Origin of the sequence: Kitasatospora sp. NPDC028055 (assembly GCF_040637885.1) — a bacterium.
Classification (GTDB): Bacteria; Actinomycetota; Actinomycetes; order Streptomycetales; family Streptomycetaceae; genus Kitasatospora.
Genome location: NZ_JBEZXE010000017.1, coordinates 19,833 through 33,349 on the forward strand (window position 1 = coordinate 19,833; position 13,517 = coordinate 33,349).

Here is a 13,517-nt window from a genome sequence, read left to right on the forward strand (position 1 = left end):
CATGACCAGCACCCCGCCGCCCGTCGACGGATGGGACGCCTCGACCCGGATCGGCGTCGTCGTACCGCACGCCGACGTCGGCCCGGAGGCCGAACTGCAGGCCGTGGCCCCCGCGTCCGTCTCCGTCCACGGATCGCGCGTGCACTTCGCCGCCATGCGCGCGGGCGGCGAGATGGACGAGAAGATCCCGTACGACCCGATCCTCTCCTTCGTCCAGGCCCCGTACCTGGACGAGGCCGTGGAACTGCTCGCGGCCTCCCCGCTGCACGCCCTGACGCTCGGGTTCACCTCCTCCAGTTACGCGTTGAAGGCCCAGGGCGAACGGGAGTTGTACGAGCGGCTGCTGCCCGTCACCCGGGGGCTGCCGATCACCGGCACGACCAAGGCCGCCCGGGCCGCCTTCGACGCCCTGGGCGCCCGCCGGATCGCGCTGGTGAACCCGCCGTGGTTCACCGACTCCCTGTCCGGCCAAGGGGCCGACTACTTCCGCGAGTTCGGCTACGAGGTGGTCCACCACGGCCCCTGCGGTCTGCCGTCGAACCAGAAGGCCATCACGCCGGAGAACCTGTCGGCCTGGATCCGCAGCACGGTGGCGGAGCACCGGCCGGACGCCGTCCTGGTGGCCGGCAACGGCATCCGGGCGGTGGGCACCATCAAGCCGCTGGAGGAGGAGCTCGGGTTCAACGTCGTCACCGCGAACCAGGTCATCCTCTGGCACGCCCTCCACCTGGCCGGTGCCGCCGGGACCGCCCGGGAGATCACCGACTACGGACAGCTGTTCGCCACGACCCCGAAGGACGGTCACTCGTGAGCCTGTTGGACGCACAGGCCTACGAGGCCGTCTTCGGGACGCCGGAGGGCGACACCTACCGCATCCCGCTGGTCTGCTGGCGGGAGGACGGCGACCACCTGTTCGGCGTGGTCCTGGTCAAGGGGCACCTGCGGCGCACGGACCAGCTGTCGGACTTCCTGCGGTACGACCGCCGGAACGGCTCGCGGGCCGACGAGGCGCCCGCGACGACCTTCGAACCGGCGACGGCGGACGGCCGGGTGGACGACTCCTACGTGCCCGCCATTCGGTGACGCCGGCCTTTCGGTGCCGCCCTCAGGTGACGTCCGCCCTTGGATGACGTCCGCCTTTCGGTGACACCCGCCTTTCCCGTGACGTTCGCAGTCCGGTGCCGGTCGTCCGATGACCGGCGGCACCCGCGGAGGGGTGCGGTCCCTTGTGAAGTCCCCGTGAGATAACGGGAACCGGCCCTCCGCTTTTCCCGGCCGCAGTGCCGGTGTTCGACTCGCTTATCGCAATTCGCTATTCGGCCAATGCCTATTCGCCGCCGATCGGAATGGATCCTCCTGCCGCTCGTCGGGCCGCCGCGCACCCGGCGGTCTTCCCGGGCGGTCCGGATCCACCGCACCCCGGGCCTCGCTGCCCCGGGGTGCGGTGCCGTACTCGGCCCTACCCGCACCCGCCGAGGACCGACGCGTCCCGGCCCCGGATCCGGCCACGCTTCCGTCACGTCTCCGCCACGCTCCGACCACGCTTCCACCATGCCCCGGATCCCGGTGGCGCGGAGGGGATCACCGCAGGTCGAGCCAGGTGAACACGAGTTCGACGATGCGTCAGGGAGCTACCGGGACCGGGGTATGCTTGCCGCGTCGTCACGGGAGCTGGTGCACGAACGATCCGGAGGGGCCATGCAGCTCACACGAAGTCTCTTGGGCACCCGACGGTCCGCGGCCGCACTCGTCGCGCGGTACCGGCGCACGCCGCAGTGCTGAGGCAGGCCCGCGCGGAACAGACCCGCTCCGCCCTGATCGACGCCGCCGCCGGACAGTTCGCCCAGCACGGCTACGCCGGCGCCACCCTGGCGCGGATCAGTCAGTCCGCCGGGGTCACCTCGGGCGCGCTGACCTTCCACTTCCTGACCAAGGAGGACCTCGCCCGGGAGGTGCTCAGGGTGGGGGCGGCCGCGACCGCCTCGGCCCTGGACGAGGTTCAGCAGCTCACCACGCCCGGGCTGGCCGGGGTCAGCCGGCTCACCCAGCTGCTGGCGGCCTTCCTCCAGCAGGACGTCCGGGCCCACGCGGCGATGCGGCTCGCGCACGAGTGCCCCGGCTCGCAGGGCGCCTGGGAAGAGGCCTGGCGGCCCGCCCTGCTGCACGCGCTGGAGCTGGCCCGGGCGGGCGGCACCACCGACGCGGAGCTCGCCGACATCGAACTGCTGGTCGCCTACCTGCTGGCCGGCGCCGAGGCGCAGCTGCGCTCCGGCCGCCCGGTCAGCGTCGTGGAGCACGAGCTCGGCCGGCTGTGGCGGCGGGCCGGGGCGGGCTTCGGTGCCCGGCCGGAGGGCGGCTCCGACCCCTGCGAGCACGACCGGACGCCCGCCCCGCCGCGGTTGCGCGGCCCGTCCCGGGGTGACACCGTCCGCAACGACGGGTGACCGGACGGTAGACGTACGGCGACCGCGGTGACACCTGGTGGCCTGCCCCTGACCTGCGGGACCGGTGTCCCGCAGGTTGTGCTGTTCCTTGACCCGCGGGGCTGATTCCATTTTCCGGCGCGGACCGCGGACCCCGGCCGCCCGCTCCCCGGGCCGGATGCGGGTGATTCGCGCCAGGGCTTTGTATCGAGTTGGCGAAGTGGCGACCGGAACCCCTTTCTCCGAGAAAAAAATAGTGCTCATTCTTTAGTGTGGGTGGATCTGTGTGAAAGCCGCAGCCGCAACACGGGAGGGGTAGCTATGAGGGGATGGGACTCCGTCACCCAGTTCACGGACCAGCTGTTCGGCCACTTGCGCCGAGCTGACCAGCGCAAGTGGGCTCACACCTACGTCAACGGCCTCCTCAGCACGCCCGGGAAGAAGTCCATCCGCCGACTGGCGGCCGTGTCGAGCGACTCCCCGACGGCTTCGCAGGCCCTGCACCAGTTCGTCAACGAGAGCCCCTGGGAGTGGGATCCGGTCTGCGACCAGCTCCGGCGGTGGGTCGAGGACCGGGCCCGGCCCAGGGCCTGGACGATCGCGCCCGTCGTGCTGCCCAAACGCGGTGAGAAGTCCTGCGGGGTGCACCGGCGCTTCATCCCGCACACCGGACGGACCGTCAACTGCCAGATCGGCACAGCGGTCTTCATGTCGACGGAGGCGGGCGAGTTCCCCGTGGGCTGGTGCCTGTTCCTGCCGGAGCCGTGGGCCGCCCAGGGCCCGCTCCGCGAGCAGGCCCGGATCCCGCACACCGCCACCGCCTCGTGCGAGGGCCAACTCCTCAACCTGATCGACCAGATGGCGCGGACCTCACAGTACGACCCGGTCCCGGTGGTGGTCGACCTGCACGGCTACCTGGACTCGCGCCGGCTCGTCGAGGGCCTGAGCCGGCGCGGGCTGGACTACGCGATCGCGATCCCGGACAGCTTCCCGCTGGCCCCGCTGGAGCACCAGGCCCCCGGCTCCCGACGGCCGGTGGCCGCGGCGGCCCGGGCGGTGAGCGAGCGGTGCCCCGAGGTGCGCTCCGAGGCCTGGAGGACGGGCTCAGCGCCCGTGCGCGACGGTCTGGTACAGGTTCCCGGTGTCGTCACGGCCGACCAGAGACCTCAGCCGTTCCGGCTGTTCACCCAGCCCGACGAGGACGCGACGGGGGCGGGGCAGCTCTGGCTCACCAGCATGGTGCACCGGCCGGTCGACGAGCTGCTGGAGTACGCGGAGCGGCACGCCGCGACCGGGGAGACCGTCGAGCTGCTCGAACGACGGTTCGGCCTGCGGGACTTCGAGGGCCGCTCGTTCCCGGGCTGGCACCACCACATGGCCCTGGTGTCGGCCGCCTTCACCTACAGCCGCCTGGCGGCCGATCTCGGCATGCGGGCCCTCCGCCCCGGTCCGGGCGCCGGAAGTGACGGTCTGGCGAGGCCGCCGCTCGTGCCCTGCTCCCGGTGGGTCCGGGAAGCCTCGCTGGGATATCCCGTAGCGGTCTGAGCCGTCGCTTCGGGCGCGCTGCCGCCCCCTCCCGGCGCGCCCGAAGCGCCCGGCACCAGTTCGGTGTTGCCCCAATTGTCCTGCCGGCATGAGCTGATGAGCGTGGGTCAGGCGAAGTTCTTCACCGCCGGCGATTGACAGCAAGATGTATGTTCATGCAAGCTCTACCTGTCCGCCTGAGGTTCTCACGGGCAAAAACAACATGTACATACAAGCAACTACCTGGGGACTCCATGCCTGATCCCACGGCACCCACCGTCGACGCCGCGAACGCGGCCTGAGCGGGGGAGCAGCGTTGCGTTATTCCGAAATCTCCGAGAGCGAGCTGACCGAGTACGCCCGCGAGGCGGTACGGATCAGCCGCGAGCACGTCGCCAAGGGCGGCATCCCGTTCTCCGGTGTGGTGATCAACAGCGGCCGGATCCTCGGCACCGGTGTCAACCGGGTGCGTGAGGACAACGACCCCACCGCGCACGCCGAGGTCACCGCACTGCGGGCGGCCGCCGCCAAGTACGGACTGCACGCCACCGCCGGATCCACCCTGATCGCCTCCGGCGAGCCCTGCGCCCTGTGCTACATGGCGTCGCTGTATTTCAGCGTCAGCCACATCGTCAACGTGGTCGACCGCAAGACGGCCGCGCGGTACGGCTTCGACTACACCAGCTCGTACTCGATCTTCGCCGAGGACCCGGAGACCTGGCCGATCAAGGTCACCTCGATCCAGATCCCGGAAGCCACGGCGCCGTTCGAGGACTTCCTCACCATGGAGCGGGGGCGGCCATGAGCGGAACGGCAACCGGCAGGATCGGCATCAAGGTCTGGTCGGACTACGTCTGTCCGTTCTGCATGCTGGCCGAGGGCCCGCTGCACGAGGCCACCCGCGACCTCGACGTCGACATCGAGTGGATGCCGTTCGAGCTGCGGCCCCACCCCACCCCGACGCTGCGCCCGGAGGACGACTACCTGCCGGCGATCTGGGCCCGCGCCGTCTACCCGATGGCCCGCCGGCTCGGCGTGGACATCACCCTGCCGACGGTCTCGCCGCAGCCCTACACCCGGCTGGCCTTCGAGGGCTACCAGTACGCGGCCGAGCACGGCCGGGCCGCGGAGTACACCCCGCGGGTGCTGCGGGCCTTCTTCCAGGAGAACCGGGACATCGGTGAGGTGGCCGTCCTCGCCGACATCGCCTCCGAACTCGGCCTGGACGGTGCCGACTTCGCCGAGGCACTGACGGCCGGCCGGTACACCGAGGCGCACCGGGCGGCGCTGCGGCACGCGGAGGCCAACCGGGTCTCGGTCGCGCCCACCATCATCGTCGACGGACGCCACCGCATCGAGGGCGTGCCCTCCGTCGCCCAGATCCGCAAGGCCGTGCTCGACGCCCAGGCCGAGCAGGAGGCCCTGGGGGACGCCGCTCCCGCCTGCGGGATCGACGGCTGCTGAACCGGGCCTGACGCCGGGTCGGTGGCTGACGCCCCGCTTCCGGCCTCCCGCCACGTTCTTCTCTCGCTCTCTCGCTCTCTCCCGTTCTTCTCCCGTTCTCTCTGCCCCACCCCTCCCCCCAACGCCGACCTCCCAAGAACGAAAGGACCAGCCATGCAGTGGTTCTACCTCGCGATCGCGGACATCTTCGAGATCGCCGTCGCCATCGCGGCCGGCAAGGCCGAAGGCTTCAAGAACCGCACGTGGACCGCCGTGACCCTGATCACCGGCGCCCTCGGCACCTTCTTCCTCAGCAAGGCACTGCTGACCTTCGACGTCGGCGTCGGCTACGCGATCTGGACCTCGGTCGCCGGCGTCGGCATCACCCTCCTCGGCGCCCTGCTCTTCGGCCAGCGCCTGAACTGGCGCAAGGCCGTCGGCATCGCCGTCATCATCGCCGGCGTCGTCGGCCTCCAGCTCAGCGGCGCTGCCTGATCCTCCCGCCCCCACCCGGCTCAACCTCCCGAAAGGACCCGTGCACATGTCCGACACCGGCCGCACCTCAGCCAACCCGTGGATCATGCTCCTGCTCGCCGGCGGCTTCGAAGTCGGCTACGCGCTGGCCGTCGGTGGAAGCCACGGCTTCACCCGACTGACCTGGTCGCTGGTCGCCGTCGTCTTCTTCCTCCTGACGCTCTGGGCCCTGAGTGCCGCACTGCGCACCATCGACGTCAGCATCGGCTACGCCGTCTGGGCCGGCATCGGGTCGGTCGGCGCGGCCCTGCTGGGGCCCGTCGTCTTCGACGAGAGCCTCACCCCCGTCAAGGCCGTGTGGCTGGCCGTGATCATCGCCGGCGTGGTCTGGCTCAAGCTCGCGGACCGGCCGCAGAAGTCCGCCGAGACCGCCGCCGCGCCGCGTGAGGTCCAGACCGCGGACGCCTGACGGGCGCGCCGCCCCGGTGCGGGAAGCCGCCGCGCCGCTCGTGAGGCGCACCACAGCCCCGGTCCCGACCGGGTGGGTGCGGAGCGGCCGGGGTGTGGTGGAGGGCCTCCTGGTGCCCGGTCGGATGTCGGAATCCGATCGGGAAGCCAGGAGGCCCTCCACGCGTTCCTCGGAGCGACCGCAAAGAGGCCTCCGCCGGGTCAACTGCCCGGCGGAGGCCTGTTCATGAAGGATTCGGGCGGTAACGCCTCCCGCGTGCGGGCGCGATCAGGCCCGTCGTCGGCTGACCCGTACGGCCCCCGCGCCGGCGGCGAGGAACGCGGCGGCCAGGCCGAGGAGGACCGGTGTCTTCGGGGCGCCGGTCTGGGCCAGCTCGCCGTGGTGGTGGTGTCCGGGCGCCACCTCGTGACCGTGCCCGCCGGGGTGGGTCGGCCTGTGCGGCGGACGCGCGCCCACCTCCTCCGCGACGAACTTGATCTTGTTCAGGTTGTACGCGGACTGGTGGTTGGCCTGACTCTGCTGGTTGGAGAGGTTGTTGGCCTGCGAGGCCGACTGGTTGTTGAGCGCGGAGTTCTGGGCACTGTTCTGCGCGGAGTTGTTCGAGTTGCTGGTGGCGCTGTTGTTGGCGCTGTTGTTCAGATTGTTGGCCACGGTGTTCTGCACGACGACCGTCACGGCGACGTGCTGGTCCTGGCCCTGGTTCTGCTGGGTGTTCTGGTCCTGGCCCTGGTTCTGCTGGGTGTTCTGGTCCTGACCCTGGCCCTGGTTCTGGCCTTGGCCTTGGTTCTGGCCCTGGCCCTGGTTCTGCTGGCCGTTCTGGCCCTGACCCTGCTCGCCGTGGTCCCCGTGGTCCCCGTGGTCCCCGTGGTCGCCGTGGTCCCCGTGGTCGCCGTGCTCGCCGTGGTCCCCGTGGTCCCCGTGGTCGCCGTGCTCGCCGTGCTCGCCGTGCTCGCCGTGCTCGCCGTGCTCGCCGTGCTCGCCGTGCTCGCCGTGCTCGCCGTGCTCGCCGTGCTCGCCGTGGTCCCCGTGCTCGCCGTGGTCCCCGTGCTCGCCGTGCTCGCCGTGCTCGCCGTGGTCCCCGTGGTCGCCGTGAGGGGGAGCGCCGGGAATCTCGGGCAGGCAGATGCAGTCGGTCGGGCCGGGGCCGGGCATGTGGCCGTGGGACTCGTGGCCGGGCACCTGATCGCAGTGCTCGCTGCCGTTCTCCCAGGCACCCTCGGGAAGGGCGGATCCCGGTGCCTGCTCCATCGGCCGGCTCTGCTCGCCGGGCCGGGTCGAGTCGTCCGGTTGCACCGAACCGGGCTCCTGGCCGTCGATCGCGACTCCCTCGGCCTCGGCGCCGTTGCCGGCGTCGGCGCGGTGGGCCGGGCGGACGAGCTGCGTCGACTGGAGATCGCTCTGGCTCCTGCTGGCCCAGGTGCCGTCCGACGAGACACCGCTCTCCTCGGCGAGCCGCAGCAGGCTGTCGACCCATTCGCCCTGGGCCGCCGAGGAGTCGGAGGTCGCGCTGTGGTCGATGGCGGGCGAGGCGTGGGCCACTCCGCCGGTGCCCCAGAGGAGGGCGGCCGACGTCAGGCCCGACAGGACCAGGGTGGTGATTCGAGTTCGCATGGTGCTCCTGGATGATCCGCAAAACGGATCTTCTGAATACGCTCCTGTACCACCCGGGGACGTGGCGCGTCGCCGCGGGTTAACCGGCCTGGCCCAATGAATTGCTGAGAACGGGGGACGCCGCCCACGCGCTCCGCTCCGCCGCCCTCGCCGCTGCTTCGTCGCCGCCCCGGCCCCGGATTCCCACCGTGACCGTGCGAGCTCCGTCGGTGACATGCAGGGATCGTGGTTTGCCCTGAACATCCTGTACATGAGGATCTCAATTCCGGCAGCGGTCCTTGCCGGCTGCACCACAGCCCTGCTCTTCCAGCCCCCCGTGGTCGCCGCGGACAGCTCGGTCGCCCCGGCACCGCGCACCTCCGCCGGAGGCGGCTCGGTCACCTCGGTGGCCGTCACCGCCGGCGGCGCCGTCGCGCCCCGGGCCACCCGTTCGTTCGAACTCCTCGGCGTGGTCTGGGACGGCTCACCGAAGGCCCTCGCCGGCGGCTCAGTACGAGTCCGCACCCGCGATGCCGTCACCGGCCGCTGGGGCGCCTGGCACACCCTGGAGACCGAGGCCGCGGACGGGCCCGACTCCCTCCCGCACGGTTCCACCGCCCCGCTGTGGGCCGGACGCAGCAACGGCGTCGCGGTCGACGTGCACCCCGGTCCGGCCGGTCTCCCGCGCGGACTGCGGGTCGAACTGGTCGACCCCGGCCAGGGGGCGGCCGCCGCCGACGCCAAGCCCCTTCCCGAACACGCGGCCGGGCCCGAGGCGCTCGCCGCTCCGCGCCCCGGCATCGTCACCCGGGCGGGCTGGGGCGCGGACGAGTCCATCCGTGAAGCGGGCTTCGTGTACACCGGCGCGGTCCGGGTGACCTTCGTCCACCACACCGCGACCGCCACCGACTACGCCTGCTCCGACGCACCCAGGATCATCAGATCGATCTACCAGTACCACGTGCAGAGCAACGGCTGGCGGGACATCGGCTACAACTTCCTGGTCGACCGCTGCGGCACCATCTACGAGGGCCGGGCCGGCGGCGTCGACCAGCCCGTGCTCGGCGCCCACACCCTCGGCTTCAACACCAACTCCTCCGGTATCGCCGCCATCGGGACCTACAGCTCGGACGCTCCGCCGCAGGAGCTGCAGGACGGCATCGCGAAGATCGCCGCCTGGAAGCTCGGCCTGACCGGTCGGCAGGCCGACGGAACGGCCCAGCTCACCTCCGGCTCGGACGGCAGCCTCTATCCCAAGGGCACGGTCGTCGACTTCGACGCGATCTCCGGCCACCGCGACGGCTTCGCCACCGAATGCCCCGGTGACGCCCTCTACCGGCGACTCCCCGCCATCCGCGACACGGCGGCCCGCCTCCAGAGGTGACGAGCCTGCGGTCCGTCGACACATCGCGACCGCAGCGTCGACGGCACGTGCCGTCGACGCTGCGGCCGCGATGAGCGCCGTCCCGGCCACCCGTCGGCGGACCGTACCCGAGGGGCCCGTTCGACCGCCGAGCGGCGAGGGCCCCGGAGCCGTGCGGTCTGTTCCTTCCCGGGCCTGACCGCGGGGGTGCGGGCAGGCCCGGGGTGGGGGTGTTCGGGGGCTCGGTGTCAGGTGCGGGTGGCGGTGATGAGGTGGTAGTCGAGGAGGCCGTGGCGCCAGGCGGGGAGGAAGTTGCGGGTCCAGTGGTCGTTGGGGACGGTGTCGGCGAGGTAGCGGTCGAGGCCGGGCCAGACGTCGGGGCCGATGGACTCGGTGGTGACGGGGGTGAAGCCGGCCTCGGTGAGGTCGGTGGTGAAGCCGTCGAGGGTGTGGGGGACGTCGAGGCCGTCGGCGAAGCTGGCGAGGAGGATCTTGAGGCGTTCGGCGATCTCGGGGCCGGGGGCGGCGAAGAAGGTGGTGACGACCAGGCGGCCGCCCGGGCGTAGGACGCGGGCGGCTTCGCGGGCGAAGGTGGTGAGTTCGCGGAAGTGCTGGGCGGCCTCGACGGAGTAGACGCCGTCCAGGGTGGCGTCGGCGAACGGCAGTTGTGCGGCGGAGCCGAGGGTGTAGGCGAGCCGGTCGGGGTAGGTGGCCAGGGCGCGGGCGTTGACGGCGCGGGCGCGTTCGATCTGGTCGGGGTGGATGTCGACGCCGGTGACGGAGGCGAAGCGGAACTCCCGTAGCGCGAGCGCCGTACCGAGGCCGCGGCCGCAGCCGACCTCGGCCAGGCGCAGTTGGCCGCGTGGTTCCGGGAAGGCGTTCAACACCCGGCGGTAGAGCTGCTCCTGGCTGTGCACGCGGTCGTCGGCGGACAGGGCGGTCAGGTCGATGCCGTGCCAGTAACCGAAGTTGATGAATCCGCCCGCGAAGGACGGTGCGGTGCTGAGGTCGTCGGCGCCGTACGTCCGGCGCACGGTCGGGGGGATGTGGTTGTGGTCCATGGGCCGTCGGGTCTCCTGCTCGTGGGCGCCCGGCGGTCGGGCGCGCCGAGGTACGTACCCAAACCTGTGGTGCTCCGAACACGGTACGTGACGGGGTGGGTTCGGGGTTGACGGGGCGTGGAAACCCGGTGTCCGGGAGGGGCACGGGTTCGCTACAGTCCGCCGGGAGCCCACCGGACCGGCCCAGGGCCAGAGCACGAGGAGCACCACCCGCATGAGCACCGATGACCGGCCCGTCCCCTCGCTGACCGGTGGCGAGCGCGAGATGCTGCGCGAGTTCCTGGACTTCCACCGGGCGACCCTCGCGATGAAGTGCGAGGGCCTGACCGACGAACAGCTGCGGCAGCGCTCCAGCCCGCCGTCCGCGCTGAGCCTGCTCGGACTGGTGCGGCACATGGCCGAGGTGGAGCGCACCTGGTTCCGCCGGGTGATCGACGGCGAGGACGTCCCGCTGGTCTGGTCCCCGGACGGGGACTACCAGGTGGCCTACGACCCGACCGGCGCCACCCGCGCCGAGGCCTTCGCCGCCTGGCAGGCCGAGGTCGAGCACTCCCGCCGGATCGAGCTGGCGGCCCCCTCGCTGGACGTCACCGGCTACCAGGCGCGCTGGGGGGCCGAGGTGTCGCTGCGGCTGGTGATGCTGCACCTGATCCACGAGTACGCCCGGCACAACGGGCACGCGGACTTCCTGCGGGAGGCCATCGACGGCACCGTCGGGGCGTAGGGCCGTAGGGCCGTAGGGCGTAGGGCGTGGCTGAGCGGGCGGGCTACCAGCCGAGCAGGTGGGTGCGGGCGGTGAGGGCCGTCAGCACCGACTTGGCGGTGCTCTCGGGCGTGAGGTCGGTGGTGTCGAGCCCGTGCGGGGTGGCGGGGGCCGCGCCGGTGAGGACGACGTAGTGCAGGGCCGCGCCGGTGGTGCGGCTCTCGCGGCGGAAGGTGTCCAGGGTCGCCGGGGCGTCGGCGCACTCGACGACGACCTGGTAGCCGCCGGTGGCGTAGGCGAAGGCGGCCTGGGCGGTGGCCGCGAGCGCGGTGGCGTGCTGCCGGGCGGCCCCGGGCAGCTGCGGCGGAACCTGGCCGTTGCGGATGACCCGGAGGAAGTCGTCCGTCCGCAGGTGGACGCTCGGGTGCAGCTCCTGGACGAGCAGCTCCACGACCGGGCTGCCGCCCTCTCCTCCGGCGGCCCCGGCGGGGTCGACGAGGACGAGGACGCCTCCGGCGCCCCGGCCGCCCCCGAGCTCCGGCCCACCTACGGTCGTACGGTTCACAGCTGCTGATCCCTTCGCGGGCCGGGGACGGGACGGGTACGCACGGGCAGCCGGGGCGAGACGGTGGGAGTGCGGAGGAAGCGGTCGCCCCGGATGCGGACAGCCGACCGCCTCGTATGCGGACAACCGACCGCCTCGTCCCTACGACTGATGCGTTTCGGGGATCAACCTAGTCCAAACGGGTGCCCCGAGTCGTCCCCCTCCCGGTCCGTGGGCGGTTCGCCGGCGCCGTTCAGTGCTCCTCGGCGCGCAGCACGATCGGGTTGGTGAGGGCCGCCATCGGCCCCCACGGCAGGTCCGGACCCATCGCGTTGCCCCTGCCCGGCGTCCCGTCCGCCCTCGGGTGGCGCACCTCGGCGCGGACGTAGGCGGCGAGCGAGGCCGTGGTGCGCCAGACGACCGTGCCGGAGCCGTCGGCGGGCAGCGACTCCTGGTGCAGCTGCCCCTCGTCGGTGATCAGCCGGACGGTGCCGCCGGGCACGCCGGAGACGGTGAGCCGGACGTCCACCGGGGCGTCGGCCGGGACGGTCAGCTCCTCACCGATGCCCGCCCGGCGGCCGTGGCCGGTGGCGGTGAGGTCGAGCCGCACGGCGGCGGACTCGGCCAGCCAGCTGCGCCCGGCGCGCAGCCCGTCCAGGACGGCGTCGCGGGTGAGGTCCTCGGCGAGGACGACGTTGTGCGGCAGGCCGATCACCTGGGGCGCGCTGTGGGCGTCGCTGTTGCCCATCGCGGGCCGCCAGGAGCGGCCGCCCCGGAGGGCCACCGCAAGCTCGGAGTCCCAGGTGTCGACGGCCGACTCGTCGTCGTAGGTCCACGGCCCGTTCCACACCTCGACGGCGTCGGCCTGCTCGTAGCCGAACTTCCACTGGCAGGCGACGTACGGGCAGTACGGGTGCGCGGGCACCACCAGGCCGCCGGAGCGGTGGACCTGGCGGACGAAGCGCGGGAAGTCCTCGTCGCGGGAGCGGTAGCGCCAGTCGACGAACTGGCCGGGCTCCAGGCCCAGCGCCAGCCAGTGGCCGTTGCGGGTGGTGACCTCCTCGCCGGGGACGATCAGCAGGTCCGGGCCGGCCAGCGGGCCCCAGACGGCGTGCGAGGAGCTGGTGTTGTGGTCGGTGGAGACGATGAAGTCCAGGCCTGCGGCGCGGGCACCGGCGGCCACCTCCTCGGGCAGGCGGCGGCCGTCGGAGTGCACGGTGTGCAGGTGGCAGTCGCCCCGGTACCAGGCCCGGCCGCGGCCGCGGGCCCGCTCCGGCGGGTAGTGCGGGGTGAACTCGGGCCCCGGCTCGCCGAACCGGAGGGTCGCCTCGACGTGGTACGCCAGGCCCTGCGGGGCGACCTGGTAGGGGCCCAGGACGATGTGCCAGGTGCCCGGGTTGATCGGGCCGGGGAGGTAGCCGGGGGTGGCGGAGTCGCGGGCGAGGGCGAATTCGGTGCGGAAGCCGCCGGACCAGCCGCGGAAGCCGTCGCCGCCGAGGTCGGTGCCGCGCTCGTCGAAGATGCCGATGTCGCAGGAGTTGCCGGGGGTGCCGGGCGGGACCGGCGGCTTGTCGTAGCTGTAGGAGACGGCGATCTCGCGGACGCCCTCGGGGACTTCGACGGGGAGGTAGACGAAGTCGGGGGAGCCGGTGGGGAGGTGGCCGGTGAGGGTGAGGGTGCGGTCGCTGCCTGTCCCGTCCGGGCTCGGGGCGGCCGAGGCGGGGCCTGCGGCACCGACGGTGGCGGCCAGGCCGAGGGCGGTGGCGGCGCCGGTGGCGAGGCCGGTGCGGAGCAGGTCGCGGCGGGCGGGGTGCGGTGGCGGGGCGGGGGGCGTGGGGTCGGCTGGGGGTGTCGGGTCGGATGAGGGCGTGGGGGCGGCGGGCATCGGGGCCTCCGGGCTGGGGCGGGCTGGGCGGCGGGCTG

General features: G+C 72.5%; 14 protein-coding genes. 10 read left to right on the top strand and 4 right to left on the bottom strand.

Annotated features, from left to right (window positions below; genetic code table 11):
* Position 1: 1 nt before the first annotated feature.
* The 8 genes from AB0F71_RS19000 (at position 2) to AB0F71_RS19035 (ending at position 6,333) form a co-directional block, all read left to right on the top strand.
* Entirely contained in the window at positions 2-811 is an 810-nt protein-coding gene (locus tag AB0F71_RS19000) for a maleate cis-trans isomerase (RefSeq protein ID WP_360235332.1), read from the top strand.
* Positions 808-1,083 carry a DUF6253 family protein gene (locus AB0F71_RS19005; protein WP_360235335.1) on the top strand — a complete coding sequence of 92 codons (276 nt, stop codon included), beginning with the start codon at positions 808-810 and terminating at the stop codon, positions 1,081-1,083. Before AB0F71_RS19000 ends, AB0F71_RS19005 begins: the two co-directional genes overlap by 4 nt.
* Before the next feature lie 692 nt (positions 1,084-1,775).
* On the top strand, positions 1,776-2,444 hold the full coding sequence (locus tag AB0F71_RS19010) for a TetR family transcriptional regulator (protein ID WP_360235338.1): 669 nt from the start codon (positions 1,776-1,778) through the stop codon (positions 2,442-2,444).
* A 300-nt stretch (positions 2,445-2,744) separates the two neighbouring features.
* The gene (locus AB0F71_RS19015; protein WP_360235341.1) at positions 2,745-3,968 is read left to right on the top strand and encodes a transposase; all 1,224 of its coding nucleotides are present in this window, start codon (positions 2,745-2,747) and stop codon (positions 3,966-3,968) included.
* Positions 3,969-4,263: 295 nt separating this feature from the next.
* A complete protein-coding gene (locus AB0F71_RS19020) occupies positions 4,264-4,752 on the top strand; it encodes a nucleoside deaminase (protein WP_360235344.1) in 489 nt (162 codons plus the stop codon).
* Positions 4,749-5,411: a DsbA family oxidoreductase gene (locus tag AB0F71_RS19025; protein WP_360235347.1), complete on the top strand. Its 663-nt coding sequence runs from the start codon at positions 4,749-4,751 to the stop codon at positions 5,409-5,411. The genes AB0F71_RS19020 and AB0F71_RS19025 overlap by 4 nt, the downstream gene beginning before the upstream one ends.
* 153 nt (positions 5,412-5,564) lie before the next feature.
* On the top strand, positions 5,565-5,885 hold the full coding sequence (locus AB0F71_RS19030; protein ID WP_360235350.1) for an SMR family transporter: 321 nt from the start codon (positions 5,565-5,567) through the stop codon (positions 5,883-5,885).
* Between the two features lie 46 nt (positions 5,886-5,931).
* The gene (locus AB0F71_RS19035; protein ID WP_360235353.1) at positions 5,932-6,333 is read left to right on the top strand and encodes a multidrug efflux SMR transporter; all 402 of its coding nucleotides are present in this window, start codon (positions 5,932-5,934) and stop codon (positions 6,331-6,333) included.
* Positions 6,334-6,600: 267 nt separating this feature from the next.
* Here AB0F71_RS19035 and AB0F71_RS19040 read toward each other — a convergent pair whose 3' ends face one another.
* Positions 6,601-7,944, bottom strand: coding sequence for a hypothetical protein (locus AB0F71_RS19040; RefSeq protein WP_360235356.1), 1,344 nt, complete (start codon positions 7,942-7,944; stop codon positions 6,601-6,603).
* 250 nt (positions 7,945-8,194) lie between these two features.
* On the opposite strand from AB0F71_RS19040, the gene AB0F71_RS19045 reads away from it, so the two are divergent.
* A complete protein-coding gene (locus AB0F71_RS19045; RefSeq protein WP_360235359.1) occupies positions 8,195-9,307 on the top strand; it encodes an N-acetylmuramoyl-L-alanine amidase in 1,113 nt (370 codons plus the stop codon).
* A gap of 227 nt (positions 9,308-9,534) precedes the next feature.
* Here AB0F71_RS19045 and AB0F71_RS19050 read toward each other — a convergent pair whose 3' ends face one another.
* Positions 9,535-10,347 carry a class I SAM-dependent methyltransferase gene (locus AB0F71_RS19050; RefSeq protein WP_360235362.1) on the bottom strand — a complete coding sequence of 271 codons (813 nt, stop codon included), beginning with the start codon at positions 10,345-10,347 and terminating at the stop codon, positions 9,535-9,537.
* 214 nt (positions 10,348-10,561) lie between these two features.
* On the opposite strand from AB0F71_RS19050, the gene AB0F71_RS19055 reads away from it, so the two are divergent.
* Complete coding sequence (locus tag AB0F71_RS19055; RefSeq protein WP_360235365.1) at positions 10,562-11,071, top strand: DinB family protein; 510 nt, start codon at positions 10,562-10,564, stop codon at positions 11,069-11,071.
* A gap of 43 nt (positions 11,072-11,114) precedes the next feature.
* On the opposite strand, the gene AB0F71_RS19060 is transcribed toward AB0F71_RS19055, so the two are convergent.
* Both AB0F71_RS19060 and AB0F71_RS19065 read right to left on the bottom strand, forming a co-directional pair.
* Complete coding sequence (locus tag AB0F71_RS19060; protein WP_360235368.1) at positions 11,115-11,615, bottom strand: hypothetical protein; 501 nt, start codon at positions 11,613-11,615, stop codon at positions 11,115-11,117.
* Between the two features lie 232 nt (positions 11,616-11,847).
* A complete protein-coding gene (locus tag AB0F71_RS19065) occupies positions 11,848-13,479 on the bottom strand; it encodes a CehA/McbA family metallohydrolase (RefSeq protein ID WP_360235371.1) in 1,632 nt (543 codons plus the stop codon).
* Between the last annotated feature and the right edge of the window lie 38 nt (positions 13,480-13,517).

Coding starts and splice junctions, on each gene's coding strand:
- AB0F71_RS19055 (WP_360235365.1), top strand. CDS start 10,562: ATGAGCACCGATGACCGGCCCGTCCCCTCGCTGACCGGTGGCGAGCGC.
- AB0F71_RS19000 (WP_360235332.1), top strand. CDS start 2: ATGACCAGCACCCCGCCGCCCGTCGACGGATGGGACGCCTCGACCCGG.
- AB0F71_RS19065 (WP_360235371.1), bottom strand. CDS start 13,479: ATGCCCGCCGCCCCCACGCCCTCATCCGACCCGACACCCCCAGCCGAC.
- AB0F71_RS19015 (WP_360235341.1), top strand. CDS start 2,745: ATGAGGGGATGGGACTCCGTCACCCAGTTCACGGACCAGCTGTTCGGC.
- AB0F71_RS19030 (WP_360235350.1), top strand. CDS start 5,565: ATGCAGTGGTTCTACCTCGCGATCGCGGACATCTTCGAGATCGCCGTC.
- AB0F71_RS19035 (WP_360235353.1), top strand. CDS start 5,932: ATGTCCGACACCGGCCGCACCTCAGCCAACCCGTGGATCATGCTCCTG.
- AB0F71_RS19040 (WP_360235356.1), bottom strand. CDS start 7,944: ATGCGAACTCGAATCACCACCCTGGTCCTGTCGGGCCTGACGTCGGCC.
- AB0F71_RS19025 (WP_360235347.1), top strand. CDS start 4,749: ATGAGCGGAACGGCAACCGGCAGGATCGGCATCAAGGTCTGGTCGGAC.
- AB0F71_RS19050 (WP_360235362.1), bottom strand. CDS start 10,347: ATGGACCACAACCACATCCCCCCGACCGTGCGCCGGACGTACGGCGCC.
- AB0F71_RS19045 (WP_360235359.1), top strand. CDS start 8,195: ATGAGGATCTCAATTCCGGCAGCGGTCCTTGCCGGCTGCACCACAGCC.